Below are 26,563 nucleotides of genomic sequence, written 5' to 3' on the forward strand. Positions count from 1 at the left end.
ATCGGAATTCGACGTAAGCGCACCCGTCACTGCGAAATGGTGGTATATCCCGCCCTCCACATGGGGCACGAGTGTGCGAACGGGCATGACCCTACCCCGCACCCGGGATTCCATGAAGGTTCGATTCAGCCCTCGCCGCCCGACCGGGGTTACCCCTGGTCAGAGCGGCTTTTTGGACGATGGGCCGAGAGATTTATGGTGAGTTGACGACGAATCGCGACCCTTCTGGCGCGAATGCGTCACACAATGTGCGCGGGTTCTTCACTTCGTGAGAGGTGCTGCCAGAGGAAGGCGTACATCAGGGCGTTGTTGTGGGCGGACTGTTCATTGTCGCTGGCGCCCGCGTGGCCACCGCCGGTGTTCTCGTGGAGCAGCACCCGGTGCCCGAGTTCCCGCAGCCGGGCGGCGGTCTTCCGGGCGTGCCCGGGATGGACGCGGTCGTCCCGGGTGGAGGTCATCAGCAGGACCGGCGGATAGACGCGGTCGGCGGCGAGCCGGTGGTACGGGGAGAGAGCGCGCAGATGGGGGCGGTCCGCCTCGTCGTCCGGGTCGCCGTACTCGGCGATCCAGGACGCGCCGGCGAGCAGCCGGTGGAAGCGGATCATGTCGAGCAGCGGCACCTGGGCCACGATCGCACCGAAGAGTTCCGGGTACCGGGTGAGCATCGCGCCCATGAGCAGGCCGCCGTTGCTGCCGCCGGCGGCGCCGAGCATGGCCGGGGTCGTGACGCCCCTCGCGACGAGATCCCCGGCGACGGCCGCGAAGTCCTCGAAGGCCCGCGGCCGGTCGGCCCCGAGAGCGGCCCGGTGCCAGTCCGGTCCGTACTCACCGCCGCCCCGGATGTTCGCGATCACGTGGGTGCCGCCGCGCTCCAGCCAGGCCCGGCCCCGCACCGCGCCGTAGGAGGGGGTGAGGGAGACCTCGAACCCGCCGTAGCCGTAGAGCAGCGTGGGACCCGGGCCGGTGAGGGCGCGGTCGGGGCCGATCACGAAGTACGGCACGCGCGTGCCGTCGGCGGAGGTCGCGAAGAACTGCTCCACCGCCAGGCCGGCCGTGTCGAAGCGCTCCGGGGCCCGCTTGAGGATCTCGGTCCCGGCGCCGATCCGGCCCCGGTAGAGAGTGGAGGGCTGCAGGAACCCCGACACGTCGAGGAAGTACTCGTCGGAGACGTCCGGGTCGGTGTCCACCACGGTGACCGCGGAGAGCGGCGGAACATCGGTGAGCGGTTCGCGCGCCCAGCCGCCTCCTCCCGCGGTCGGGGTGAGGACCTCGATGCGGGTGCTGACGTCGCGCATCGTCTCCAGGAGCAGATGGTGCCGGGTCCAGCAGTGTCCGGCCAGCGCGGTCCGCTCGTCGGGGGTGAAGAGCACCTCCGCCGTACGGTCGCCGGCCAGGAAGGCGTCGAAGTCGAAGGCCAGCAGCGAGCCGGCCGGCCGGCCCAGCCACGCCGACCTCAGGGTGACGATCAGGTACCGGCGATGCGCGTAGGCCTCGGCGTCCTCGGGAACGTCGATCTTCACGAGGTCCCCGCCGGAGGTCAGGAGGAAGGTCTCACCGCGGTAGAAGTCCCTGGCTCGGCCGACGAAGTCGCGCTCGAAACCCGGTGTCGTGTCGCGCAGCCCCCAGGCGGACACGTCCGAGGACTCGGCCTCGAAGACCACCGCCGCCTCCTCCAGCGGCGTGCCCCGGCGCCACCGGCGCACCGTGCGCGGATAGCCGGCGTCGGTCAGCGAGCCGGGTCCGAGGTCGGTGCCGACGAAGACGGTGTCGGCGTCGATCCACCCGATCCGCGTCTTCGCCTCCGGCACCACGAACCCCCCGGCGACGAAGGACCGGGTGGCGAGGTCGAACTCGCGGACCTCCACGGCGTCGCCGCCGTCGCGCGAGAGACACACCAGCGCCAGGTCGTCCTCGGGCCGGCGCACCCGCGCGCCCGCCCACACCCAGGCGACGCCCTCCGCCTCGGCGAGCGCGTCCAGGTCGAGGAGGACCTCCCACTCGGGCTCGTCCTTGCGGTACCGCTCCAGCGTCGTGCGCCGCCACACGCCCCGTACCCGCTCGGCGTCCCGCCAGTAGTTGTAGAGGAACGCGCCGCGCCGGGTGGTGTACGGAATGCGGTCCGAGGCGTCCAGGGCGTCCCGCAGGCGCTGTTTGAGGGAGGCGAAGCCGTCGTCGGCGGCCAGTTCGGCCGCCGTCTCGGCGTTTCGCTCGGCCACCCACGCCAGCGCGGCCTCACCCTCGACGTCTTCCAGCCACAGATACGGATCGTCATCGTTCACACACCGCATTGTGCCGCCGGTCCCCGCCCGCGTGCCTGCCGAAAACCTGCACATCGCGAGCGTGTTGGAGGCGGCCCCCTTCACGATTCCTCGACCGGAAGGCACCGGAAGCCGTCCGGGTGGCCCGGTTATGTCCGTTATATTCCACCCGCGTTCAGTGGCTCCGGAATCTGTTACTCGTTCCTGCGAAGAAGGTGTCGGCATTCCGTGAATATGGGGTCACGGACGTCGCCTCAGGTACACAAACGTCCGCGACGAAGCGTCAACTGAATTGGTCCGGTAACCCGTTCGCATGCTTTGATCGGCCACCTGCGGCCGCAGAAACGGATTCCCCCCAACAAATGAAGGGTGCGCATCATGCGTCACGACCTTGAGACGGTAGAGATCTCCGACGCCGACCTGGACGCCGTGTCCGGCGGTCTCGTCTCCGTCTCCGGTGGCCTCGCCGGCGCCGTGACCGGCGACGTCACGGGCCTGCTCGGCACCGTCGGTTCCCTCAACACGGTCCAGGGTGTCGAGAGCCTGGCCACCGGCGTCCCCGGCCTGGCCCAGGGCATCACCGGCGTCTCGGTGAACACCGCCGGCATCACCGGTCTCGCCGGTCTCTGAGCCGAATTTCGCCCGTGAACCCCGGAACCCTCACCGGTTCCGGGGTTCACGGGCTCCCCGTATCCGAACGATTCGAATGCAGTCGAGGGAATAGTCCGTGCAGTTCCGCCAGAAGGCGCTTTCCAAGCTGCAATCACCCGAAGAACTCGATGTGCCGGTACGGTTCGCGCGCCCTCAGGGGCGCCTCGTGCTGGCCGTCACCGTCGTCGTGATCGCCGTCGCGGGCTACTGGGCCCTCACCGGCACGGTGGCGGCCAAGCTCAACGCACCCGGTGTCCTCACCCACGGCGAGGGCAGTTATCTCCTGCAGAGCCCCGTCGCCGGGCAGGTGACCGACGTCCTCGTCGAGGAGGGCCGGTCCGTCTCTCCCGGCACACCGGTGCTGACCGTCCGTACGGACGACGGCGACCGGCCCGTGCGCGCGGTGGCGGCCGGCCGGGTGACCACCCTCTACGCCCGGATGGGCGCGGTCGTCACGACCGGCGCGGACGTGGCGACGGTGGAGCGCGTGACCGGTCCCGAGGACCCGCTGGTGGCCGTGTTGTACCTCCCCGGCGAGGACGCCACGACGATCCAGGCGGGTGCGCGGGTCGACCTCGGCGTCCAGTCCGTCCCCCGCGACCGTTACGGCCTCCTGCGCGGCCGTGTCGAGGCCGTGGGCCGTACACCCCAGACACGGGACCAGATCGGCGCCTTCCTCGGCGACAGCGCGCTCGCCGCGCAGCTCTCCGGGCAGGGCAACCCGGTCGCGGTGGTCGTCCGCCTCGACCGCTCCTCCTCGACGGCCTCCGGCTACGGCTGGTCCTCCGCGGACGGCCCCCCGCACCCGGTCGACTCCGGTACGCCCGTCACGGGCGCCGTCCATCTCTCCGCGCAGCGCCCCGTCGACTGGCTGCTGCCGTGACCGCCCCGCCGGAGTCCGCCCGCGACCGGAGCCGCTCCCGTTCCCGGGCCTCGGCGCGCCGGCTGCCGCCCGCCCGACGCCGTCGCGGGCCCGCGCCCAAGGGCCGCCGGCCGCGTACCGTGCGCACCCCCACGGTGCTCCAGATGGAGGCGGTCGAGTGCGGCGCCGCCGCCCTGGCGATGGTGCTCGGTCACTACGGCCGGCACGTGGCGCTCGAAGAGCTGCGCATCGCCTGCGGCGTCTCCCGCGACGGCTCGCGCGCGAGCAACCTCCTGAAGGCGGCACGCGGTTACGGACTCCAGGCCAAGGGCATGCAGATGGACCTGGCCGCCCTCGCCGACGTGGCGGCCCCGGCCGTCCTGTTCTGGGAGTTCAACCACTACGTCGTCTACGACGGCATGGGGCGCCGCTTCGGCCGCAGGGGCGTGTACGTCAACGACCCGGGCAAGGGACGCCGGTTCGTGCCCATGGACGAGTTCGACACGAGCTTCACCGGGATCGTGCTCACCTTCGAGCCCGGGCCCGGCTTCCGCCGCGGCGGCCGCAAGCCGGGCGTCATGGGCGCCCTGCCCGCCCGGCTGCGCGGCACCTCCGGCACGATGGCCGCCGCGGTGATCTCCAGCCTGCTGCTCGTCGTCGTCGGCGCCTGGGTGCCCGCGCTGAGCCGTACCTACATCGACATGTTCCTGATCGGGAACCAGACGTCGCTGCTGGGCGTGCTCTTCGCGGCGATGGCGACCGCCCTCGTCCTCACCGCGACCCTCACCGCGCTGCAGCAGGCCAACCTGCTGCGCGGGCGCATCATCGCCTCCACACTGGGCAGCGCCCGCTTCCTGAGGCATCTGCTGAGACTTCCCCTCACCTTCTACGCCCAGCGCAACCCGGCCGACCTGGTCCAGCGCCTGCAGTCCAACGACGCGGTCGCCGAGACCCTCGCCCGCGACCTGGCCGCCGCCGGCGTGGACGCCGTCGTGGTGCTCCTCTACGCGGTGCTCCTCTGGACGTACGACCCGCAGCTCACCGTCGTCGGCGTGCTGATCGCGCTGCTGAACGTGCTCGCCATGCGGATCGTGATCCGGCTGCGGGCCACCGACACCCAGAAGCTGCGCGCCGAGAGCGCCCGGCTGACCAACACCTCGTACAGCGGTCTTCAGCTCATCGAGACGATGAAGGCGACCGGTGGCGAGAACGGCTTCTTCCGGCGCTGGGCCGGGCAGCACGCCACCACGCTCGACATCCAGCAGCGGCTGGGCGTGCCCAGCGCCTGGCTGGCGGTCGTCGCGCCCACCCTGGCGGCCCTCAACAGCGCGCTGATCCTGATGATCGGCGGTCTGAGGGCGGTGGAGGGCCATCTCTCCGTCGGACTGCTCGTGGCCTTCCAGGCCCTGGTGACGAGCTTCACCGCGCCGATCACCCGGCTCAACGGCGTGGCGGGAAGGATCCAGGACTTCGCCGCCGACGTCGCCCGCCTCAAGGACGTCGAGAACTTCCCCGTCGACCCGGTCTACACGCGGCGCGAGCCGCCGGCCCGCACACGTCGTCTCACGGGCCATGTCGAGCTGGACGCCGTCACCTTCGGCTACAGCCCGCTGGATCCGCCGCTCCTGAAGGACTTCTCGCTCACGGTGGGTCCCGGCCAGCAGGTCGCGCTGGTCGGCGGCTCGGGCAGCGGCAAGTCGACCGTCTCCCGGCTGATCTCGGGCCTCTACACCCCCTGGGAGGGTGCCATCCGGATCGACGGGATGCGTCTGGAGGACATCCCGCGCGGCGCCCTGGCCGCGTCCGTCTCCTTCGTCGACCAGGATGTCTTCCTCTTCGAGGGCACCGTCCGCGACAACATCGCCCTGTGGGACCCCTCCGTCCCCGACGAGGCCGTCGTCGCCGCCCTGGAGGACGCCGCCGTGTACGACGTGGTCGCGCGCCGTCCCGGCGGCATCCACAGCCGCGTCGAGCAGGACGGCCGCAACTTCTCCGGTGGGCAGCGCCAGCGTCTGGAGATCGCCCGGGCGCTGGTGCGCCGGCCCACCGTCATGGTCCTCGACGAGGTGACCAGTGCCCTGGACGCGGCGACCGAGCAGATCATCATCGACAACCTGCGGCGGCGCGGCTGTGCCTGCGTGGTCATCGCCCACCGGCTGAGCACGGTACGCGACAGCGACGAGATCGTGGTGCTCGACCGGGGCACGGTCGTGGAGCGCGGCCGGCACGCGCATCTGGTCGCCGCCGGAGGCGCCTACGCCGAACTGGTCAAGGAGCACTGAGGTGACGTTCCCTCATCAGCCGACCCATCCGGCCGCGGTCGTGGCGGACCCCGTCGTCGCGGCCCTCGGCGGCCTCGGCACGGCGGTCGACTGCACCGGTGCGCGCAGCGTCTCGCTCGAAGGCCCGCACGTGGTGTGGCTCGTCGTCGAGGGCGCCATGGACCTGTTCGCCGTCGACGCCGCACAGCTCGGACCCTGGCACTTCCTGGGCCGGCTGGAGACGGGCGCGCTGCTGCTCGGACCGGTCGAGGGGCCCGAACACACTCTGATCGGCCGGCCGTTGGAGGGGTGTCTGCTGCGTCGGGTGGAGCTGCGCGAGCTGTCGTACGCCGGGGGACAGTGGTACGACGGACAGTGGTATGCCGACCCCGATCCGTACGGCTCGGCCCAACCGCAGCTCAGCCCCCTCGAACACGCCTTCTCCCTCGGCATCGGCCGTGGTCTGCGCGTGCTCTACCAGGCTCCGCTGGACGGCCGCCCGGGCCACGACGCGGGCGGGGCGGACGACGACGTGCTCTGGATGCAGATCGCCCCCGGCAGCGTGCGCTACGGAGCGGCGTACGAGGGGTACGGCGACGACTCCGCCGGCACCCTCCTCGTCGACCCGACGATGTGGCAGGGCATGGTCGACCAGCAGTTCCGGCTGTCGTACGCCCTGGACAGCTGGATCGAGCAGCTGGAGCGGGCCCACGAGGACCGTACGGCGGCCGGGATCGAGGCGGGCCGGGCCGCCAGGACCGAGGCGGACCAGGCGCTGCTCGCCTCCATCGGCCGGTCCGGCCCGGGTGGTTCGGGCGCCGCCGGCCGTGGCCCGCACGGGCGGGCGGGCGACGACGCGACGTACGCCGTGTGCCGGCTGGTGGCCGACGAGGCCCGGATCACGCTGGCCGGTCAGGCGGAGGCGCTCGGCCTGCCCGGGCGCCTCGACCCCGTCGAGCGGGTCGCGCTCGCCTCCCGGATCCGTACCCGGGACGTACGGCTCGGCGGCCGCTGGTGGCGGGAGTACAGCGGGCCGCTGGTGGGGCGCCGCGAGGAGGACGCGAGCCCGGTCGCGCTGCTGTGGCGGCGCGGCCGGTACGAGGCCGTCGACCCCGCCACAGGTGAACGGGAGCGCGTCGGCAGGGCCAACGCGGCGGCCTTCGAGTCACGCGCCGTGATGCTCTACCGTCCGCTGCCCGACCGGCCGTCGAGCCTGCCGTCGCTGCTGCGGTTCAGTCTGCTCGGCACCCGCGCGGAGCTGCGGACCCTGCTGCTGAGCGGGCTCGTCGCGGTCGGCCTGGGTGCCCTGGTGCCCATCGCCACGGGCAAGGTGCTGGGCGAGTACGTGCCCCGGGCGGAGAACGGTCTCATCGTGCAGACGGCGCTGGCCATCGTCGCCACGAGCGTCGTCTCGGCCGCCTTCATGCTGCTGCAGAACATCTCCGTCCTGCGGATGGAGGGCCGGATCGAGGCGACCCTCCAGCCCGCGGTCTGGGACCGGCTGCTCCGGCTGCCGACGCGGTTCTTCACAGGCCGCTCCACCGGTGAACTGGCCAGTGCGGCCATGGGCATCAGCGCCATCCGCAGGGTGCTGTCCGGCATCGGACCGGTCGTCCTCCAGGCGGGCACCGTCGGCACGGTCAACCTGGTCCTGCTGCTCGTCTACAGCGTGCCGCTGGCCCTCGCGGCGCTCGCGATGCTGATGGCCGTCGCGGCGGTGTTCCTGGGCCTCGGGCTGTGGCAACTGCGGTACCAGCGACAGCTGATCCGGCTCGGCAACCGACTCAACAACCAGGCGTTCCAGACCCTGCGCGGCCTTTCGAAGCTGCGGGTGGCGGCGGCCGAGAGCTTCGCGTACGCCGCCTGGGCGGGCGAGTTCGCCAGGACCCGTGAGCTGCAGCAGCGCGTCGGGCGGATCAAGAACGTCCTCACGGTGCTCGGTGCGGTCTGTCTGCCGCTGTGCACGCTCGTGATGTTCATGCTGCTCGCCGGTCCGGCCCGGGGGTCGATGTCCGCCAGTGAGTTCCTCACCTTCAGCACGGCGGTGACGATGCTGCTGTCGTCGGTCACGCAGCTGACCGGCGCGCTGTTGTCGGCCGCCGCCGTACAGCCGATGTTCGAGCAGGTCAGGCCGGTGCTCCGGGAGGCGCCGGAGGTCCGCGGCTCCAGCGCCCAGCCGGGCGTGCTGAGCGGGGCGATCGAAGCGGAGAACCTGTCCTTCCGCTACTCCGACGACGGTCCGCCGGTCCTCGACGGCGTCGGCTTCCAGGTGCGCCCGGGAGAGTTCGTGGCGATCGTCGGCGCCAGCGGCTGCGGCAAGTCGACGCTCCTGCGGCTGCTCATCGGCTTCGACGCACCGACCTCCGGCGGTGTCCGTTACGACGGCCAGGACCTGGCGGCACTCGACCAGGCCGCGGTGCGCCGTCAGTGCGGTGTCGTGCTGCAGAACGCCCAGCCGTTCTCCGGCTCGATCCTGGACTGCATCTGCGGCGCGGAGACGTTCCCCCTGGAGGACGTGTGGGCGGCGGCGGCGATGGCGGGTCTGGCGGAGGACATCAAGGCCATGCCGATGGGCCTGCACACGATGCTCTCCGACGGCGGCGGCACCATCTCGGGCGGGCAGCGCCAGCGGCTGATGATCGCCCAGGCGCTGATCCGCCGGCCCCGGATCCTCTTCTTCGACGAGGCGACGAGCGCGCTCGACAACGAGGCCCAGCGGGTGGTCATCGAGTCGACGCGCGCGCTGAACGCGACCCGTGTGGTGATCGCCCACCGGCTGTCCACGATCATGGACGCCGACCGGGTGATCGCGATGGCGGACGGCCGGATCGTCCAGCAGGGCACGCCCGCGGAGCTGCTGGCCGACACGACCGGCCTCTTCCACGAACTGGTCCGCCGCCAGCTGAGCTGACGGGTCGGGCCGGAGCAGGAGCGGGCCAGGGGCAGGACGACCGGACCCGGGCAGGACGAGCGGGTCAGGGCAGGACGAGCGGGTCAGGGCTCCGCGTGGCGCATGCCGCGGGCCAGGTGGAGGCCGGTGGCCGTGGCGAGGAACGTCACGCAGCCGGTGAAGACCAGTCCGGCGGTGTCGAGGCCGACCCACTCGGTCAGCGCGCCGACCCCGACGACCGGCAGGGAGATGCCCGCGTAGGCGACGACGAAGAACGAGGAGACCGTCGCCGCCCGGTGCGCGGGCGGGGCCGCCTCGCCGACGGCGATCAGTCCGGCGCGGAAGGCGAGCCCCTGGCCGATCCCTCCGCAGACCGCTCCGGCCACCAGGAGCGGCAGCGCCTCCGCCCAGAGGGATGCGCCGACCAGGAGGAGACCGACCACCAGCACGAGACAGCCGAGGGGCAGGGCGACGCGCACGGCCATCCTGGACGTCCACGACTGACCCACGGTCGAGGAGAGGAAGACCGAGAAGACCACGAGGCCCGAGACGGCCAGGTTGGTGATCCCGAGCGTCTGCGAGACGAAGCTCGGTGCCACCGCGGTGAAGAGGCCGAGGAGCGAGAACCCGGCGAAGGCGGCGAGCGCCGAGGGCGTGAAGACGCCGCGGACCTCGGCCGGTACGTACAGGCCCTGCGGCCTCGGCCGGGTCCACAGCCGCGGCTCCGCGACCGTCTCCGGCAGGAAAAGCACCATGAGGCAGCCCACGGCGACCATGGCGAGGTGCGCCAGGAACGGAAGCTCCAGCGGCCTCGGGGCGTACTGCGCGAGGAAGCCGGAGATCAGCGGTCCGCAGCCGAGGCCGCCCATGTTCGCGGCGGTCGCGGCGAACCCCGCGCGGGACTTCCGGTCCGGCCGTGCCAGCTCCAGGACGGTGACCGTGCCCGCCCCGCTCAGCAGCCCGGCGGAGAAACCGGACAGCAGGCGTCCGGCGAACAGGTACGGCAGTCCGTCCTCGAGGAGGAAGCAGACCGCGCTCACCGCGGCCAGTCCCAGCGCCGTCCAGAGCACGGGGCGACGCCCCACCGTGTCGGAGTGGTTGCCGACGAGCAGGAGGGTGGCGATGACGCCCACGGCGTAGCTGGCGAAGATCACCGTCACCATCAGCTCGGAGAATCCGAGCTCCTCGCGGTACAGCCCGTAGAGCGGCGTGGGCAGCGTCGTGCCGGCCATGCCGATGGCGAAGACCACGGCAGCCGCCACATAGCCGAGGTGCCGGTCGCGGCGAGGGGCGCTCCGGGACGGAGCGGACGCGCGGCTCATCCCGACACCCCGGCCCGTGCGAGGGCGAAGACGCCGAAGACGATCAGACCGACGCCCAGCAGCTCGGGAACCAGCCACCATCCCATCCGTACGTCCTCCTCGTAGATGAGGATGCCCAGCATCAGGCTCACCGTGGCGTCGCCCAGGGTCAGCGCGGGCTGGGAGGCGACGAGCGGCCCGCCCTGCATGGCGTGTTCGAGCAGCAGGAGGGCCGCGATCCCGGCCGCGCAGAAGGCGTACGTCTGCCAGGCCGTCAGGAAGCCGGTCAGACCGTCCTCGTCCAGGATGTGCATGGAGGTCTTCATCAGTCCGGCGGTGAGCGCGTAACAGATCGCCGTGGCGGCACCGAGACACCCGGCACGGGCCCGGCCGGGCGGCCTGCGCAGTCCGGCGAGGGTCAGGGCCACCACGGCCGCGGCGCACACCACGAGGGCCGGGACCCAGCGGTCCAGCGGCACGTGCGTGCGGTTGCCGTCGGGCGAGGCGGCCATGAGCGCCACACCGAGGCCCGCCACCACCGCGGCCACGGCCAGCCACTGCGCCGACGGCAGCCGCTCCCGTGACATCAGCGAGGCGATCAGCAGCGCGAGCGGCAGCTCCAGGACGAAGAGCGGCTGCACGAGCGACAGCGGGCCCGTCGCCAGGGCCGCCGCCTGCCCGACACCGGCGACGATCACCGCGAGGATGCCGGCGAGCCAGAGCGGGCGCTTCAGCAGATCGAGGATCAGACCGGGCCGGAACGAGTCGGTCTGACGGACGGTGAGCGCGGCACGGCGCTGCAGCACCGTGGCGAGCGCGTTGCTGAACGCGGCGCAGAACGCGAAGAGGACCGGCAGAACGACGCCCATCCTCCGATCCTCACCGGCACCGGTCGGCGGTCCGGCGCCGACACCGGCCCGGGCCCCGGGTTCACCCTGTACGCGCCCCTCCTGAGCCCGGTCGGCCGAATACCGGGCCTCTTGCGTGGCCCGCACGGCCCAGGGTGGTACGTCGTTGGCCATGCAAGGCACTCCGCCGCACGTGACCCCGTTCCTCCGTACCGCCGCCGCGTACGCGTGGCGGCTGCTCGTCGTCGGGGCGGTGATCTACAGCATCTTCGCCGTGCTCGGGCGCTTCCACGAGATCGGCGTGGCCGTGTTCCTGGGCCTGGTGGGCACCGCGCTGCTGCGCCCGGTGGCCGACCTGGTCGCCAAGGGGCTGCCCCGGCCGCTGGCGGTGACCGTCACGATCCTCGGCAGCATCGCGCTGGTCCTGGGGATTCTCGCGCTGGTCGGCGAGGCGGTGGAGCACGACCGGACCACCCTGGTGCGCGAGTTCCGGGACGGCGTCGACCGGATCGAGGACTGGCTGGAGCGGCCCCCGTTCCGGCTGAACCCGGAGGCGCTCTCGGACGTCCAGGGCAGGATCGGCCAGTTCCTCTCCAGCCATCGCTCGGCGCTGCTCAGCGAGGCGATGAGCGGCGCACACCGGCTGGTGGAGGTCCTGACCACGCTGGCCCTCGCACTGTTCTGTTCGGTCTTCTTCATCCACTCGGGCGACCGGCAGTGGGCGTGGCTGAGGGAACAGCTGCCCGGGTCGGTGCGCGTGCGGATGGACATCGGCGGCCGGGCGGCCTGGCGTACGTTCACCGGCTACACGCACGGCATCGTGCTGGTGGCCGCCGTGAACGCGGTCCTCGTCGGTCTCGCCCTGTGGCTGCTCGGCGTTCCGCTGGCCGTCCCGCTGGCGCTGCTGGAGTTCGCGGCCGCGTTCGTCCCGCTGATCGGCTCGCCGATCGCGCTGGCGGTCGCCGCCGTCGTGGCGCTCGCCTCGCAGGGCCCCTGGGTGGCGGCGATCGTCATCGCCCTGATCGTGATCATCGGGCAGATCGAGGGCCATCTGCTGCATCCGATCGTGATGAGCTGGGCCGTACGGCTGCACCCGCTCGTGGTGGCGATCTCGGTGATCGCGGGGGCGATCGCCGCGGGTGTCGTGGGGGCGGTGGTGGCGGTGCCGCTGGTGTCGGTGGTCTGGTCGGTCTACACGGAGCTGCGGGACGCGCGCGAGGCCGCCGAGGGCGAGCCCGGGGCGCCGGCCCCGGCCGTACGGGAGTGAGGGCATGGACGTCGAGCAGGTCTGCGACGAGCTGTACGGGGTGGCACCGGACGAGTTCGTGGCGGCCCGTGACGCGCGTACGGCCGAGGCGCGGAAGTCCGGGGACGCGGCCGGGGCGAAACGGATCTCCGCACTGCGCCGCCCCACGCTGGCCGCCTGGGCCTCGAACCGGTTCGTACGGGAGCGGCCGGAGGACGTCGGGCGGCTGCTCGCGCTCGGCGAGACGCTCCGCGAGGCCACCCGGCTGCTGGACGCGGCGAGGATGCGCGAGGCCTCGGGTGTGCAGAACAAGGTGATCGCCGCCGAGGTCCGGGAGACGGCGGCGGTCGCCGAGGAGGCGGGCCATCCGCTGAGCGCCTCGGTCCGCCAGGAGGTCGAGCAGCTCTTCCGCGCGGTGCTCGCCGACCCCGGCATCGCGGCGGAGTGGTCGTCGGGCCGTCTGGTGAAGCCCCCTCAGGGCCCGGTCGGCTTCGGCGCGATCGCCCCGGATTCCGTCCCGCCGCGCCCCGAGCCCGCCGCCACCCGTGCCGCGGACGACGAGGCCGCGGCGGAGCGAGCGGCGGAGAAGGCGGCCAAGGAGACGGCGAAGGAGACCGCGGAGGCGGCGCTCGCCGAAGCACGCCGCAGGGACGAGGACCTCCGGGCGGCGGAGGCCCGGGCGACCGAGGCGGACGAGCAGGTGGCCGCACTCGAAGAGCGGCTGCACGAGGCGAAGTCGGCCCAGCGGACGGCCCGGAGGACGGCGAAGGAGGCGGCGACGGCGGCCCGCAGGGCCCACCGCGACGCGGCCGCCGCGGAGCGGGACGTATCAGGGCACCGGTGACTCGGTCACCCCCGACGAGGGGCTGTGGCCTTCCTCGCCGGAACCCTCAGCCCCCGAAGGCGGTGCCCGGCAGGCCGTGGCCCGCGTTGCGCAGGACCAGGAGCGAGCCGGCCGACGGGTGGGGGCGGGGGATGCCGGTGCGGGCCGTGGTGATGTACAGGTCGCGGAGGTCGGCGCCCCCGAAGGCGCAGGCCGTGGGGCGCGTCACGGGGAGGGGGACGACACGGTCCAGATCGCCGCGCGGGGTGTAGCGGCGGAGTCGGCCGCCGTCCCAGAGAGCGACCCAGACACAGCCGTCCGCGTCGACGGTGAGCCCGTCGGGGTACCCCGCGCCAGGCTCGACGGTCACGAACGGGCGGCGGTAGGTGGCCAGTTCCGCTCCGGCGGGGCAGACGTCGATGCGGCGCGTGGGGCTGTCGACGTAGTACATGAGGGAGCCGTCCGGGCTCCAGCCGATGCCGTTGCTGACCGTCACCCCGGAGAGCGCCTCGCGGGCGGTGCCGTCGGGGGCGAGGCGCACCAGGTTGCCGCCGCCGGGCGCCTCGTCGTACCGCATGCTGCCCGCCCACAGCGCGCCGTCCGGGGCCACGGCGGCGTCGTTGCCGCGCCGTCCGGGCCGGGGGTCGCGCAGGAGCCAGCCGAAGGCGCCCTTGGCGTCGTAACGCCCTATGCCGTCACGGAGGTTGACCACGAGCCCGCCGTCAGCACAGGGCTTCGCCGCGCCGACGTGCTGCTCGGTGGCCATGACGGTGCGCCGGCCGGTCGCCGGAGCGTAGGTGTGGACGCGCGAGCCGAGGATGTCGACCCAGATCAGCCGCTGTCCGGTCGCGTCCCAGGTGGGGCCCTCGCCGAGTGCCGCCTCCGCGCGGACCGCGACCGCGAGGCCCGCGCTCATCGCGTGCCGCGGTGGCCGAGCCGTACGGAGAGGTCGGCGGCGCCCTTGGCTGCCAGTGCGGCGAGCTCCCGTTCCCGGCCCTCGCTCCAGCGGATCACGGGGACGGAGACGGAGAGCGCGGCGACGACCCGCCCGGAGCTGTCGCGGACGGGCGCGGCGACGCAGCTCACGTCCGGGTTGGACTCCTGGTGTTCAACGGCGACGCCCCGCTCACGGATCTCGGCGAGGGCCGAGCGCAGGGCGTCGTGCCCCGTGATGCTGTTCGGCGTCATCGCGACCAGCTCGCGCCCGTCGATGCGGCTCTCCAGCTCGGCCGGCGGCAGCGAGGCGAGCAGCATCTTGCCGACGGCGGTGCAGTGCGCGGGGAGCCTGCGGCCCGCCGCGGAGACCATCCGGACCGCGTGGGTGGAGTCCACCTTGGCGACGTAGATGACGTCGGTGTCCTCCAGGAGCGCCACATGCACGGTCTCGTCGCAGATCGACGCGACCTCGCAGGCCACCTGCCGGCCCTCGGCGGCGAGATCGAGCTGCTCCGCGTACCGGCTGCCGAGCTGGTACGTGCGGACGCCGAGGCGATAGCGTCCCGGCTGGTCGGGGACGGGCACGAGATAGCTGCGGGCCGCCAGTGTGGTGAGCAGTTCGTGCACGGTGGTGCGCGGGAGGCCGAGCCTGCGGACGACGTCCGGGGCGGAGAGCGTCTCGTCGCCCGTCAGGAACAGCTCCAGTATGTCCAGCGCTCGGCCCACCGCGGGCACCTGTCGTCCCATCGCCGCTCCCCCACATCCCTCGTGTCCGGCCGTGTTCGGTATTCCGGCCGACGGCCGGCATCGCGAACACAGGCTAACCACAGGGCACTTCGTCCGGCAACGGCCGCGCGATCCGTTGACACGTCCCCGACCAGCCCCTACGGTCACGCCTACATTTCGAACGTGTGACGAAATTTCGAACGAGACTGAGGGGCAACTGCCGTGCGCATCACGGGAATCAGCACTCATGTCGTCGGAACGCCCTGGCGCAACCTCACCTATGTGCTCGTCCACACCGACGAGGGGCTGACGGGCGTGGGCGAGACCCGCATGCTCGGCCACACCGACGCGCTGCTGGGCTATCTCCGCGAGGCGGAGGCCAACCACATCGCCGGGTCCGACCCGTTCGCGATCGAGGACCTGGTCCGCCGGATGAAGTACGGCGACTTCGGACGGGCAGGCGAGATCGTGATGTCGGGCATCGCGGTGGTCGAGACGGCCTGCTGGGACATCAAGGGCAAGGCGCTCGGAGTACCGGTGTGGCAGCTGCTCGGCGGCAAGGTCACCGACCGGGTCAAGGCGTACGCCAACGGCTGGTACACCACCGAGCGGACCCCGGAGGCGTACCACAAGGCGGCCCGAGCGGTGATCGAGCGGGGCTACCAGGCCCTGAAGATCGACCCGTTCGGCACCGGGCACCTCGAACTGTCCCACCAGGACACGCTGTACGCGGTCTCGCTGATCGAGGCGGTGCGGGACGCCATCGGACCGGACGCCGAACTGATGCTGGAGATGCACGGGCGCTTCTCACCGGCCACGGCGATCAGGCTGGCCCGGGAGATGGCGCCGTTCCGCCCGGCCTGGCTGGAGGAGCCGGTCCCGCCGGAGAACCTGAAGGCGCTGGAGAAGGTGGCGGCCAAGGTGGACCTCCCGATCGCGACGGGTGAACGGATCCACGACCGGATCGAGTTCCGTGAGCTGTTCGAGAGCCAGGCCGTCGACATCCTCCAGCCGGACGTCGGTCATCTCGGCGGCATCTGGGAGACCCGGAAGCTCGCCGCGACCGCGGAGACGCACTACATGATGGTCGCCCCGCACAATGTGGGCGGTCCGGTGCTCACCGCCGCATCCCTCCAGGTCGGCTTCACCGCACCGAACTTCAAGATCCTGGAGCACTTCAACGACTTCGCGGATGCGGAGATCAAGAAGGTGGTCAAGGGCGCGCCCCAGGTGGTGGACGGCTACTTCCACCGCTCGGACGCGCCGGGCCTCGGCGTCGAGCTCGACACGGACGCGGCGGCCGAGTTCCCGCAGCAGCAGGCCCGCTTCGACCTGTGGGCCGACGGCTGGGAGCGGCGCGCCCCCGCGACGCGGGGCGGCGGGTCGTGAGCCGCCCGCCGGCCGGCCCCGGCCTCGCGGTCGTCGTCGACGCACCGGGGCGCCACCGTCTCGTCCCGCACGAGCCGCTCCCGCCCGGCCCCGGCGAGGCGCTGGTACGGGTGCACGCGAGCGGCGTCTGCGGCAGCGACCGCGAGGTGTACCGGGGCACCCGGCCCGAGGGGTTCGTGCGGTACCCGCTCACGCCGGGCCACGAGTGGTCGGGGACGGTGGCCGCGGTCGGCGAGGGCGTTCCGGAGGGCCTCGCCGGAAGGAAGGTGGTGGGCGAGGGGTTCCGCTCGTGCCAGGGATGCGAACGTTGTCATACGGGCGACACCACGCTCTGTACGGCCGGATACGACGAGACCGGCTTCACCCGGCCGGGTGCCATGGCGCCCACGCTGACGCTTCCGGCCCGGCTCCTTCATCCGCTCCCCGACGCGGCCGATCTGACGGCCGCGGCGCTCCTGGAGCCGGCCGCCTGTGTCGCGGCCGCGACGCTCGCGGCCGCGCCACGGCCCGGTGAGCGTGTCGCCGTGGTCGGGGCGGGGACCCTGGGTCTGATCGCCGTCCAGCTGCTGGCGGCCTCGTCGCCCGCCGAACTCTACGTCGTGGAGCCCCGGCGCGAACGGGCGGAACTGGCGCGGGAGTTCGGGGCGACCTCCGTCGTCCGGGCAGCCGAGGAGACGGGCGGCCGGTGCGACCTGGTCCTGGAGGCCGCGGGCGCCCCCGGTTCCGCCCGCACCGCCGTGGGCCTCGCCCGCAGGGGCGGCCGGGTCGTCCTCACGGGCATCCCCGCCCCCGGGGCGGACGGTCTCGATCCCGCGGAGCTCGTCACCCGCCGACTGACCCTGCACACCGTCTTCGGCGCGCCGCCCGCCGCATGGGCCCATGCCGTACGCGCCTTCGGGGCGGGCCTGCTCGACCTGGCCGGGCTGGTGACGCACGAGCTGCCGCTCGGAGCGTTCCCGCAGGCGATGGAGCTGGTGGGCTCGGGTGATCCCAAGGTCGGAAAGGTGCTGCTGCGGCCCTGACGACCCGGGACGCCCCACGCCCGAAGTCCGAGCGTCCACCCCGGGCCCCGCTGTCTCCGGCCCCCTACCGACCCACCCGTACCGCCGCTTCCGAACCTTGTCCGACATACCGAACACGGAGGAACGCTCGTGACCGACGCTCCGCCTTCCCCGCCCCGCCGGCCCGGCGAGCACGTCCTCGCCGTCCTCGGGCTCGGCTCCCCCGCCCCCTCCCCCGCCGACGCCTCCCCGCACGCCTTCCCGGACGGCGGCACCTGGCGGACCGAGGTGCCGTCGGTGGAGGGGCCCGAGGCGCTGGAGGCGGTCCTCGAGGAGTCCGCACGGCTCGACGTGCCGGTCCACCGGGTCAGTCAGGGCAGCGGCGTCTGGATGCTGACGGACGGCGAGATCTCGGCGATGGTCCGGGCCGCCGCCGAACGCTCCGTCGAGATCTGCCTGTTCACCGGCCCTCGTGGCACCTGGGACATCGGCGGCTCGGTCCGCAGCGACTCCCGGGGCGGAGGCCTGCGCGCCCGCGGCCACGACGCGGTAGCCGGCTGTGTGGAGGACGCCGTCCGCGCCACCGAACTGGGCGTCCGATGCCTGCTGGTGGCCGACGAGGGCGTGATGTGGACACTGCACCGGGCCCGGTGCCGCGGCGTGATCCCGGCCGGCACCACGCTGAAGGTCTCCGCGCTGATCGGCCCCGTGAACCCGGCCGCGTACGCCGTGCACGAGCGCCTGGGTGCCGACTCGGTGAACGTGCCGAGCGATCTGCCGCTCGCCCATCTCACCGAGATCCGTCGGGTGAGCGCCGCGCCGATGGACATGTACATCGAGGCGCCCGACGACCTGGGCGGCTACGTGCGGATGTACGAGGTCGCCGAGTTGATCCGCCGCGGCGCACCGCTCTATCTCAAGTTCGGTCTGTCGAAGGCGCCTTCGCTCTACCCCTCCGGCCTGCATCTGCGCCAGACGGTGCTCGCCACCGCCCGCGAGCGGGTGCGGCGTGGCCGGCTCGCCCTCGATCTGCTGGCCCGGCACGGCGCGGACGGCGGGATGTCCCCGCTGGGCTCGCGGCTGCCCGGCCCGCTGAACCGCTTCCCCGACCCGATCCACCACACCGACAAGGACTGATGCCATGCGTATCCGCAGTGCCGCCTCCGCCACCGTCCTCGCGACCGCCCTCTCCGTCGCACTCGCCGCCTGCGGCCAGAGCGGCGCGGGCGGAGCCAAGGAGGAGAAGGGCGCCGAGGAGCTGACCGTGGGCATCGCGATGCCCACCAAGTCCTCCGAGCGCTGGATCGCCGACGGCAGGAACATGGTGAGCAGCCTGGAGAAGTACGGGTACAAGACCTCGCTCCAGTACGGCGAGGACGACCCGGACCAGCAGGTCTCGCAGATCGAGAACATGATCACCCAGGGCGTCGACGCCCTCGTCGTCGCGGCCATCGACGGCCGGGCTCTCGCCAACGTGCTCCAGCAGGCCGCGGACGCGAAGATCCCGGTGATCTCCTACGACCGGCTCATCCTCGGTTCGCCGAACGTCGACTACTACGCCTCCTTCGACAACGAGAAGGTCGGCGAGCTCCAGGGCGGCTACCTCGTCGAGAAGCTGGGCCTGAAGGACGGCAGCAAGAAGGGCCCGTTCAACATCGAGCTGTTCGCCGGCTCGAACGACGACAACAACACCCGCTACTTCTTCCAGGGCGCCATGAACGTCCTCCAGCCGTACATCGACAGGAAGCAGCTGGTCGTCAGGTCCGGTCAGACCAGGCTCAACCAGGTGACGACCCTGCGCTGGGACGGCGGCCAGGCCCAGAAGCGCATGGACGACCTGCTCACCTCCTCGTACGCGAAGGAGCGGGTGGACGCGGTCCTCTCTCCGTACGACGGCATCTCCATCGGCATCCTGTCCGCCCTCAAGTCCGACGACTACGGCAGTGCGAGCAAGCCGCTGCCCGTCGTGACCGGGCAGGACGCCGAGGTCGCCTCGGTGAAGTCGATCATCGCGGGCGAGCAGACGCAGACCGTCTACAAGGACACGCGCGAACTGGCCAAAGTCGCCGCGCAGATGGTCGACGCGCTCTTCGAGCGCAGGAAGCCGGAGGTCAACGACACCACGACGTACGACAACGAGAAGAAGGTCGTCCCGGCCTTCCTGCTCGACCCGGTGAACGTCGACAAGTCCAACTACCGGGCCGTGCTGGTCGATTCCGGCTACATCAAGGCGAGCGACCTCAACTAGACCTCGACCGGAGAGGGGTGGGTGTCCCATGGCGGAACCCGTCCTGGACATGCGCTCGATCATCAAGACCTTTCCCGGCGTGACGGCACTGTCGGACGTCTCCCTGACCGTCCGGGCGGGCGAGGTCCACGCCGTCTGCGGGGAGAACGGAGCGGGCAAGTCGACGCTGATGAAGATCCTCAGCGGTGTGCATCCGCACGGGAGTTACGAGGGGGAGGTGCTCTTCCAGGGTGAGCCCTGCCGGTTCAGGGACATCGGGGCGAGCGAGAGACGCGGCATCGTCATCATCCATTAGGAACTGGCGCTGGTGCCGTACCTCTCCCTCGCGGAGAACATCTTCCTCGGCAACGAGCACGCCACCCGCGGCGTGATCAGCTGGGACCGGACCCTGCGCCACGCGGCGCGGCTGCTGCGCCGTGTGGGTCTGGACGAGCATCCGCAGACCCGGGTCGCGGACATCGGCGTCGGCAAGCAGCAGCTGGTGGAGATCGCCAAGGCGCTCGCCAAAGAGGTGAAGCTGCTCATCCTCGACGAGCCGACGGCTGCGCTCAACGACGAGGACAGCGGCAAACTCCTGGCTCTCATCGAGGAGTTGAAGGGTCAGGGCATCACGTCGATCATCATCTCGCACAAGCTCAACGAGATCGCCCGGGTGGCGGACTCGGTGACGATCCTGCGGGACGGCCGGTCGATCGAGACCCTCGACGTGAAGGCTCCGGAGACCACCGAGGAGCGGATCATCCGGGGCATGGTGGGCCGCGACCTGGACCACCGGTTCCCCGAGCGCACCCCGCACGAGCCGGAGCGGGACGCGGCGCCCGCACTGGAGATCCGGGACTGGACGGTGCACCATCCGATCGACCGGAACCGCAAGGTCGTCGACGGTGTCTCGCTGACCGTCCGGCGCGGCGAGATCGTCGGGGTCGCCGGTCTGATGGGCGCGGGCCGCACCGAGCTGGCGATGAGCGTGTTCGGGCGCAGCTACGGGCGGTACGGCGGCGGCTCGGTCCTCAAGGACGGCGTGGAGATCCGTACCCGTACGGTCCCCGAGGCGGTCGGGCACGGCATCGCGTACGTCACCGAGGACCGCAAGCACTACGGCCTCAACCTGATCGACACGATCAACCGGAACGTCTCGCTGAGCGCCCTGCCCAAGGTCGCGCGGCGGGGCATCGTCGACGAGCACGAGGAGACCCGGGTCTCCGAGGGCTTCCGCCGTTCGATGAACATCAAGGCGCCGACGGTCTTCGAGCCCGTCGGCCGGCTCTCCGGGGGCAACCAGCAGAAGGTCGTCCTCAGCAAGTGGATCTTCGCGGGTCCCGACGTGCTGATCCTGGACGAGCCGACCCGCGGGATCGACGTGGGCGCCAAGTACGAGATCTACACGGTCATCGACCGGCTGGCCGCCGAGGGCAGGGCGGTCCTCTTCATCTCCTCGGAACTCCCCGAGCTGCTCGGCATGTGCGACCGCGTCTACACCATGGCGTCGGGCCGGCTCACGGGTGAGGTGTCCCGCGCCGAGGCGACCCAGGAGCTGCTGATGCGGCACATGACGAAGGACAGGAGGGAACACGCATGAGCACCGATCTCACGGCCGGGGCCCAGGCCGAGGGCACCGGGAAGGGACCGGACCGCCCACCGGCGGAGGGCCGTCCGGGCGTCGGCCGGCTGATCCTCGACGGACTGCGCGGCAACATGCGGCAGTACGGCATGCTGATCGCCCTCGGGCTGATCGTGGCCCTGTTCGCGGTCTGGACGGGCGGCGACCTGCTGCTGCCGCGCAACGTCTCCAATCTGGTCCTGCAGAACAGCTACATCCTGATCCTCGCGATCGGCATGATGATCGTCATCATCTCGGGTCACATCGATCTGTCGGTGGGATCGCTCACCGCCTTCGTCGGCGCGGTGGCCGCAGTGCTGATGGTCGAGCACCGGATGGCGTGGCCACTGGCGGTGGTGCTCGTCCTGCTGCTCGGCGCGGCCGCGGGGGCGATGCAGGGCTTCTTCATCGCGTATCTCGGCATTCCGTCGTTCATCGTCACCCTGGCCGGGATGCTCCTGTTCCGCGGTCTCACCGAGATCTTCCTCAAGGGCCAGACGATCGGGCCGTTCCCCGACGGACTGCAGACGGTCTCCAACGGCTTCCTGCCGGAGGCCGGGCCGAGCACCGACTACCACAACCTGACCCTGCTGCTGGGCCTGGCCCTCATGGTCTTCGTCGTGTGGCAGGAGGTGCGGGACCGCCGCCGCCAGCGGGAGTACGCCCTGGAGGTCGCGCCCGCCGGGCTGTTCGCCGTGAAGCTCGGGGCGCTGGTCGCCACGGTTCTGGTCTTCACCCTGCTGCTCGCCAGCTACAAGGGGGCGCCGGTCGTGCTGCTGATCCTGGCGGCGCTCCTGGTCGGCTTCGGGTACGTCATGCGGAACGCGGTCGTGGGGCGCCATGTGTACGCGATCGGCGGCAATCTGCCGGCCGCCAAGCTCTCGGGTGTGCGGGACAGGAGGATCACCTTCCTGGTCTTCCTGAACATGGGGGTCCTCGCGGCGCTCGCCGGACTGGTCTTCGCCGCCCGGTTCAACGCCGCCTCGCCCAAGGCGGGCATCAACTTCGAACTGGAGGCGATCGCCGCCTCGTTCATCGGCGGCGCGTCGATGAGCGGCGGTGTGGGAACGGTCCTCGGCGCGATCGTCGGCGGCCTGGTCCTGGGCGTGCTCAACAACGGCATGAACCTCGTCGGGATCGGTACGGACTGGCAGCAGGTGATCAAGGGCCTGGTGCTGCTCGCCGCGGTCGGCTTCGACGTGTGGAACAAGCGCAGGGTGGGTTCCTGAGCCGGGGGCCGGACGCGGTGAAGGCCGAGGCCCCTGCCGGGAAGCGGCAGGGGCCTCGGCCTTCGCGCGTGCGCGCCGGGGGGTCCGGATCAGACCGCCGGGGCGGGGTACGTCGGGTACTCGACGCCGGAGACGTGCTGGACGACCCGGATGACCTGGCACGAGTAGCCGAACTCGTTGTCGTACCAGAGGTAGAGGATCGCGTTGTCGCCGTCGACCTTCGTCGCGCCCGCGTCGACGATCGAGGCGTGGCGCGAGCCGACGAAGTCCATGGAGACGGCGTCGGGGGCGGTGGTGAAGTCGATCTGGCGCTTCAGCGGCGAGTGCAGCGAGACGTCACGGAGGTGGTCGAGGACCTCCTCGCGGGTGGTCTCACGGCCCAGGCGCAGGCTGAGGATGGCGATCGAGACGTCCGGGACGGGGACGCGGATCGAGCTGCCGGTGATCGGCGCCTTGAGGTCCGGGAGCGCCTTGGCGACGGCGGAGGCGGCACCGGTCTCGGTGATGACCATGTTCAGCGGCGCGGAGCGGCCACGGCGGTCGGCCTTGTGGTAGTTGTCCAGCAGGTTCTGGTCGTTCGTGAACGAGTGGACGGTCTCCACGTGGCCGCGCAGCACGCCGTACTCGTCGTCCATGGCCTTCAGCGGCGGGACGATCGCGTTGGTGGTGCAGGAGGCGCAGGACAGGATCTGCTCGTCCGGCTTGATCGTGTCGTGGTTGACGCCGTGGACGATGTTCGGGACGTCGCCCTTGCCCGGAGCCGTCAGGACGACCTTGTCGATGCCGGGGCGCAGGTGCTTGGAGAGGCCCTCGCGGTCCCGCCACTTGCCCGTGTTGTCGATGAGGATGGCGTCCTTGATGCCGTGCGCCGTGTAGTCGACCTCGGACGGGTCGTTGGCGTAGATCACCTTGATCGTGTTGCCGTTGGCGACGATCGTGCTGTTCGCCTCGTCCACGGTGATGGTGCCCTGGAACTGACCGTGGATCGAGTCGCGCCGCAGCAGCGAGGCGCGCTTGACGATGTCCTGGTCACCACCCTGGCGGACGACGATGGCGCGCAGGCGCAGACCGTTGCCGGAGCCGGCCTTCTCGATCAGCAGACGGGCGACGAGGCGGCCGATGCGGCCGAAGCCGTAGAGGACGACGTCACGGCCGTCACGGCGCTCGATCTTGTTGTCCCCGGTGGCGCCGGCGACCGCGGAGGCGGTGAACTCCTCCACCGACAGACCCCGGTCGTCGCTCTTGTAGGCCTCGGCGAGCAGCGCGATGTCGATCTGCGACGGGCCGAGGTCGAGCGTGGTGAGCGCCTGCAGGAACGGCAGGGTCTCGGTGACCGAGAGCTCCTCGCCGGCGATCTGGCGGGCGAAGCGGTGGGTCTTGAGGATGCTGACAACCGACTTGTTCACCAAGGATCGGCTGTGGACCAGGACCGTGACGTCCCGCTCCCGGTGCAACTTCCCGATGACCGGGATCATCGACTCCGCGATCTCCTCGCGGTTCTTCCAGCTGGTGAACGAGTCGTCATTGACAGTCACGAGTTCATCTTTCGAGCTAGGTGGTGCTCATATGCTAACCCGTCGAACTTTTGATCTTTCTCGGGGGCCCTTCCCCGGGATCTCTCCGGGGCACGCCCCGCTCAGGACTCCTCGACGGTCACCACCACCGAGTGCCACCCCTCGGCCCCGTCCGGCATGGTGTCGGTGCGCCCCTCGGGCTGGGTCGCGCCGGTGCCGTCGGTGGCCCGGACCGTGAGGGTGTGACGGCCGGGAGCGGCCTGCCAGGGGTGGACCCACTGGCGCCAGGTGTCCACGCCGTCCGCCACGCCGAGGCGTGCCACCTCCCAGGGGCCGTCGTCGACCCTGACCTCCACGCGCGCGATGCCGCGGTGCTGGGCCCAGGCCACCCCGGCGATCATGACCGCGCCGGCCGCCGGGCGGGCGAGCGCGCGTGGGGTGTCGATCCGGGACTGGGTCTTGACCGGCGCCTGCGCCGCCCAGCCTCGCGGGACCCAGTAGGCGTCGTAGGCGTCGAAGGTGGTGAGCTCGACGGATTCGATCCATTTGCAGGCGGAGACGTACCCGTACAGCCCGGGGACGATCATGCGGACGGGGAAGCCGTGCTCCAGGGGCAGGGGGACGCCGTTCATGCCGAAGGCGAGCAGGGAGTCCCGGCCGTCCATCACGGCCTCGACGGGGGTGCCGATGGTCATGCCGTCGACGGAGCGGGCCACGAGCTGGTCGGCCGGTCCGCCTTCGGAGGGCGGGCGCACCCCCGCCTCGCGGAGCAGGTCCGCGAGGCGTACACCGAGCCAGCGGGCGTTGCCGACGAGGTCTCCGCCGACCTCGTTGGAGACGCAGGCGAGGGTGATGTCCCGCTCCACGACCGTGCGCGCCATCAGCTCCGGAAGGGTGAGGGAGAGTTCACGGCTCACGCCGGTCCCGTGGATCCGCAGCCGCCAGTCGTCGGCGTCGACCTTGGGGACGACGAGCGCGGTGTCGATGCGGTAGAAGTCCCCGTTCGGGGTGATGAAGGGCCCGATGCCCGGAACGTCGAGCTGGGCCCCGGGGGGCACGGCCGGCGCGGGCGAGGCGGGCCGGGGCAGCCGCAGGGCGTCGCGGGACGCCGTGGCGCTCTCGCCCGCGACGGATCCCGAGGCCCGGCCGAGCGCGGCGGCGCCGGTCGCCGCGAGGCCCGTGGCGGCGGCGACGACGAGGAAGCTCCTGCGGTCCGCCCGGGCGGCCGCGTCCGGCAGCTCCCCGGTGTCCGGGGCGAGGAGCCGGCCGACGAGGACGTACAGCAGGAGGGCTCCGGCCACCGCGCCGACGAGCGAGGGCACGACGTCGAGAACGGAGTCCGAGTCGGGCCGGCTCACGGCCGCGAGGGCGCCGACGACACCGAGGCCGAGGACGCCGGCGGCCGCGGCCCGGCGCCGGCGCAGCGCGAGCACCCCCAGCGCGGCGGCGAGCAGGGCGAGGACGAGCAGGATGCCCGCCAGGAGGACGGCCTTGTCGCTCTGGCCGAAGGTACGGATCGCCCACTGCTCGACCGCGGTCGGGGTCCGGTCGACGACGGCGTCGCCGACGGCCGTGACCGGGCCCGCCTCGTGGCGGATCCACCCGGCGAGGAGGTCGGCGACGGCCAGGGCGACATAGCCGGAGAGGACCCCGCCGACCGCGGCGAGCAGCCGGTCCGTTCGGGTCGGCGGCCGGAGGGGGCGAGTGGCGTTCATGCGTCCCAGCATCGGCCGGAGAGGGCCGCCGCACCGGGGATTTCAGCCGCGCGCCGCCCCGGCCTCTTCGACCAGGGCAGCCAGGGCTGCGCCGAGCGTTTCGAGGCCGGGTCCGGCGGGGCCGCCGGGCTCCGTCATGTAGACGTCGCGGCGGATCTCGATCATCAGGGCGGTGACGCGCGGATCACGGCCGTAGTGGTCCAGCGGTACGTACGTTCCCGCGAAGGGGCTGTCCGTCCCGATCCCGCCGAACGGCGCGAACGCCCTCCGCGCCGCGTCCAGCAGCGCGGGCGGTGTGTGGAAGGCGTCGGTGCCGAGGCAGAACGGGGGGCGCGGTCCGTCGCCGTGCAGCTCGTAGGGGAGCGCTTCCGTCGGGTACGAGTGCACGTCGATGATCACGGCCCGGCCGGCGGCCGCGAGCCGCTCCTCGACGGCGGCCGTCATGGCCCGCGCGTACGGCGTGAAGTAGCGGTCCAGGAGCGGCCGCGCGTCGAACGTGTCCGGCCGGAGTCCCGCGCGGTGCGTGGTGCGGGTGTAGACCGCGCCCATCCCCACCGCGCGCATCTCCTCGCGCTCGTCGGGGAAGCGCTCGGGGTCGACGACCAGCCGGGAGAGCCGGTTGACGAACCGCCAGGGCGTGGCGGCCGCGGTCCGGGCGGCGACGGCGGCGATCTCGGCCGTGTGGGCGTCGGTGATGTGGTCCAGCTCGCGCGCGAGCTCCTCGTCGCCGAGCACGATCCCGTCCCGGACGTCCGGGGGCAGTTCACGGGAGGAGTGGGGCACATGGAGGAGCACCGGCGAGTCCGGCGCTCCGGGGAGGAGCTGGAAGGGGTGCGGTGTGTCGGTCACGGCGGTCCTCGCTGTACGGCGGCGTCGGCACCAGCATGATCGACGGAGCCAGGGCCCGGACGCCAAGGGTTATGGGCGGTGGGCTCAGGGCCGGCGACGGCCTGCGGACCGGACGGGGGGGGGGGGGGGGGGGGGGCCCCCCCCCCCCCACCCCCCACGCCCCCCCCCCCCCCCCCGGGCCGCCCCCCCCCCCCCCCCCGCGCCCCCCGCCCCCGC

The 26,563-nt window shown here is 72.0% G+C and carries 19 protein-coding genes and 1 pseudogene; 12 read left to right on the forward strand and 8 right to left on the reverse strand.

Annotated elements, in window-relative coordinates; genetic code table 11:
* Positions 1–239 precede the first annotated feature (239 nt).
* Positions 240–2,288 (reverse strand): prolyl oligopeptidase family protein, encoded by a 2,049-nt coding sequence (locus ACF1G2_RS01755; RefSeq protein WP_391796310.1) that lies wholly within the window; start codon positions 2,286–2,288, stop codon positions 240–242.
* A gap of 348 nt (positions 2,289–2,636) precedes the next feature.
* Between ACF1G2_RS01755 and ACF1G2_RS01760 the strand changes: the two genes are divergently transcribed.
* The 4 genes from ACF1G2_RS01760 to ACF1G2_RS01775 all read left to right on the forward strand — a co-directional run bounded on the left by ACF1G2_RS01760 (position 2,637) and on the right by ACF1G2_RS01775 (position 8,943).
* On the forward strand, positions 2,637–2,888 hold the full coding sequence (locus ACF1G2_RS01760) for a hypothetical protein (protein ID WP_391796311.1): 252 nt from the start codon (positions 2,637–2,639) through the stop codon (positions 2,886–2,888).
* 97 nt (positions 2,889–2,985) lie between these two features.
* Positions 2,986–3,792 (forward strand): HlyD family efflux transporter periplasmic adaptor subunit, encoded by an 807-nt coding sequence (locus tag ACF1G2_RS01765; protein WP_391796312.1) that lies wholly within the window; start codon positions 2,986–2,988, stop codon positions 3,790–3,792.
* A complete protein-coding gene (locus ACF1G2_RS01770) occupies positions 3,789–6,053 on the forward strand; it encodes an NHLP family bacteriocin export ABC transporter peptidase/permease/ATPase subunit (RefSeq protein ID WP_391796313.1) in 2,265 nt (754 codons plus the stop codon). Before ACF1G2_RS01765 ends, ACF1G2_RS01770 begins: the two co-directional genes overlap by 4 nt.
* Position 6,054: 1 nt before the next feature.
* On the forward strand, positions 6,055–8,943 hold the full coding sequence (locus tag ACF1G2_RS01775) for an NHLP bacteriocin export ABC transporter permease/ATPase subunit (RefSeq protein ID WP_391796314.1): 2,889 nt from the start codon (positions 6,055–6,057) through the stop codon (positions 8,941–8,943).
* Between the two features lie 83 nt (positions 8,944–9,026).
* Here the strand turns inward: ACF1G2_RS01775 and ACF1G2_RS01780 are convergent, their stop codons facing one another.
* Together ACF1G2_RS01780 and ACF1G2_RS01785 are read right to left on the reverse strand one after the other, a co-directional pair.
* Entirely contained in the window at positions 9,027–10,244 is a 1,218-nt protein-coding gene (locus ACF1G2_RS01780) for an MFS transporter (RefSeq protein ID WP_391796315.1), read from the reverse strand.
* Positions 10,241–11,092 carry a DMT family transporter gene (locus ACF1G2_RS01785; RefSeq protein ID WP_391796316.1) on the reverse strand — a complete coding sequence of 284 codons (852 nt, stop codon included), beginning with the start codon at positions 11,090–11,092 and terminating at the stop codon, positions 10,241–10,243. Before ACF1G2_RS01785 ends, ACF1G2_RS01780 begins: the two co-directional genes overlap by 4 nt.
* Positions 11,093–11,243: 151 nt before the next feature.
* On the opposite strand from ACF1G2_RS01785, the gene ACF1G2_RS01790 reads away from it, so the two are divergent.
* Both ACF1G2_RS01790 and ACF1G2_RS01795 read left to right on the forward strand, forming a co-directional pair.
* The gene (locus ACF1G2_RS01790; protein ID WP_391796317.1) at positions 11,244–12,338 is read left to right on the forward strand and encodes an AI-2E family transporter; all 1,095 of its coding nucleotides are present in this window, start codon (positions 11,244–11,246) and stop codon (positions 12,336–12,338) included.
* 4 nt (positions 12,339–12,342) lie between these two features.
* Positions 12,343–13,161: a hypothetical protein gene (locus ACF1G2_RS01795; RefSeq protein ID WP_391796318.1), complete on the forward strand. Its 819-nt coding sequence runs from the start codon at positions 12,343–12,345 to the stop codon at positions 13,159–13,161.
* A gap of 46 nt (positions 13,162–13,207) precedes the next feature.
* Here ACF1G2_RS01795 and ACF1G2_RS01800 read toward each other — a convergent pair whose 3' ends face one another.
* Together ACF1G2_RS01800 and ACF1G2_RS01805 are read right to left on the reverse strand one after the other, a co-directional pair.
* The gene (locus ACF1G2_RS01800; RefSeq protein WP_391796319.1) at positions 13,208–14,056 is read right to left on the reverse strand and encodes an SMP-30/gluconolactonase/LRE family protein; all 849 of its coding nucleotides are present in this window, start codon (positions 14,054–14,056) and stop codon (positions 13,208–13,210) included.
* Entirely contained in the window at positions 14,053–14,823 is a 771-nt protein-coding gene (locus tag ACF1G2_RS01805) for an IclR family transcriptional regulator (protein WP_391796320.1), read from the reverse strand. The genes ACF1G2_RS01800 and ACF1G2_RS01805 overlap by 4 nt, the downstream gene beginning before the upstream one ends.
* A 201-nt stretch (positions 14,824–15,024) precedes the next feature.
* On the opposite strand from ACF1G2_RS01805, the gene ACF1G2_RS01810 reads away from it, so the two are divergent.
* From ACF1G2_RS01810 to mmsB, 6 genes and pseudogenes are all read left to right on the forward strand, one after another.
* On the forward strand, positions 15,025–16,191 hold the full coding sequence (locus tag ACF1G2_RS01810; RefSeq protein WP_391796321.1) for a mandelate racemase/muconate lactonizing enzyme family protein: 1,167 nt from the start codon (positions 15,025–15,027) through the stop codon (positions 16,189–16,191).
* A complete protein-coding gene (locus ACF1G2_RS01815; RefSeq protein WP_391796322.1) occupies positions 16,188–17,213 on the forward strand; it encodes a zinc-binding dehydrogenase in 1,026 nt (341 codons plus the stop codon). Before ACF1G2_RS01810 ends, ACF1G2_RS01815 begins: the two co-directional genes overlap by 4 nt.
* Positions 17,214–17,342: 129 nt before the next feature.
* The gene (locus tag ACF1G2_RS01820) at positions 17,343–18,329 is read left to right on the forward strand and encodes a hypothetical protein (RefSeq protein WP_391796323.1); all 987 of its coding nucleotides are present in this window, start codon (positions 17,343–17,345) and stop codon (positions 18,327–18,329) included.
* A gap of 4 nt (positions 18,330–18,333) precedes the next feature.
* On the forward strand, positions 18,334–19,440 hold the full coding sequence (chvE, locus tag ACF1G2_RS01825) for a multiple monosaccharide ABC transporter substrate-binding protein (RefSeq protein ID WP_391796324.1): 1,107 nt from the start codon (positions 18,334–18,336) through the stop codon (positions 19,438–19,440).
* Between the two features lie 28 nt (positions 19,441–19,468).
* Positions 19,469–21,019, forward strand: a pseudogene (gene mmsA, locus ACF1G2_RS01830) (multiple monosaccharide ABC transporter ATP-binding protein).
* Positions 21,016–22,269, forward strand: a complete 1,254-nt coding sequence (gene mmsB / locus ACF1G2_RS01835) for a multiple monosaccharide ABC transporter permease (protein WP_391796325.1) — start codon at positions 21,016–21,018, stop codon at positions 22,267–22,269. The pseudogene mmsA and the gene mmsB overlap by 4 nt, the downstream one beginning before the upstream one ends.
* Before the next feature lie 89 nt (positions 22,270–22,358).
* Here the strand turns inward: mmsB and ACF1G2_RS01840 are convergent, their stop codons facing one another.
* The 3 genes from ACF1G2_RS01840 to ACF1G2_RS01850 form a co-directional block, all read right to left on the reverse strand.
* Positions 22,359–23,804, reverse strand: a complete 1,446-nt coding sequence (locus ACF1G2_RS01840; protein WP_391796326.1) for a glyceraldehyde-3-phosphate dehydrogenase — start codon at positions 23,802–23,804, stop codon at positions 22,359–22,361.
* Between the two features lie 101 nt (positions 23,805–23,905).
* Positions 23,906–25,498, reverse strand: coding sequence for a molybdopterin-dependent oxidoreductase (locus ACF1G2_RS01845; protein ID WP_391796327.1), 1,593 nt, complete (start codon positions 25,496–25,498; stop codon positions 23,906–23,908).
* 42 nt (positions 25,499–25,540) lie between these two features.
* Entirely contained in the window at positions 25,541–26,347 is an 807-nt protein-coding gene (locus ACF1G2_RS01850; protein ID WP_391796328.1) for an N-formylglutamate amidohydrolase, read from the reverse strand.
* Positions 26,348–26,563 lie beyond the last annotated feature (216 nt).

This window comes from Streptomyces sp. NPDC013457 (genome assembly GCF_043089925.1).
Taxonomy (GTDB): domain Bacteria; phylum Actinomycetota; class Actinomycetes; order Streptomycetales; family Streptomycetaceae; genus Streptomyces.

What these genes read in the sequence shown, in the direction of transcription:
- ACF1G2_RS01800 (WP_391796319.1), bottom strand. Translation starts at nt 14,056, where the DNA reads ATGAGCGCGGGCCTCGCGGTCGCGGTCCGCGCGGAGGCGGCACTCGGC.
- ACF1G2_RS01760 (WP_391796311.1), top strand. Translation starts at nt 2,637, where the DNA reads ATGCGTCACGACCTTGAGACGGTAGAGATCTCCGACGCCGACCTGGAC.
- mmsB (WP_391796325.1), top strand. Translation starts at nt 21,016, where the DNA reads ATGAGCACCGATCTCACGGCCGGGGCCCAGGCCGAGGGCACCGGGAAG.
- ACF1G2_RS01845 (WP_391796327.1), bottom strand. Translation starts at nt 25,498, where the DNA reads ATGAACGCCACTCGCCCCCTCCGGCCGCCGACCCGAACGGACCGGCTG.
- ACF1G2_RS01805 (WP_391796320.1), bottom strand. Translation starts at nt 14,823, where the DNA reads ATGGGACGACAGGTGCCCGCGGTGGGCCGAGCGCTGGACATACTGGAG.
- chvE (WP_391796324.1), top strand. Translation starts at nt 18,334, where the DNA reads ATGCGTATCCGCAGTGCCGCCTCCGCCACCGTCCTCGCGACCGCCCTC.
- ACF1G2_RS01790 (WP_391796317.1), top strand. Translation starts at nt 11,244, where the DNA reads ATGCAAGGCACTCCGCCGCACGTGACCCCGTTCCTCCGTACCGCCGCC.
- ACF1G2_RS01780 (WP_391796315.1), bottom strand. Translation starts at nt 10,244, where the DNA reads ATGAGCCGCGCGTCCGCTCCGTCCCGGAGCGCCCCTCGCCGCGACCGG.
- ACF1G2_RS01755 (WP_391796310.1), bottom strand. Translation starts at nt 2,288, where the DNA reads ATGCGGTGTGTGAACGATGACGATCCGTATCTGTGGCTGGAAGACGTC.
- ACF1G2_RS01785 (WP_391796316.1), bottom strand. Translation starts at nt 11,092, where the DNA reads ATGGGCGTCGTTCTGCCGGTCCTCTTCGCGTTCTGCGCCGCGTTCAGC.
- ACF1G2_RS01795 (WP_391796318.1), top strand. Translation starts at nt 12,343, where the DNA reads ATGGACGTCGAGCAGGTCTGCGACGAGCTGTACGGGGTGGCACCGGAC.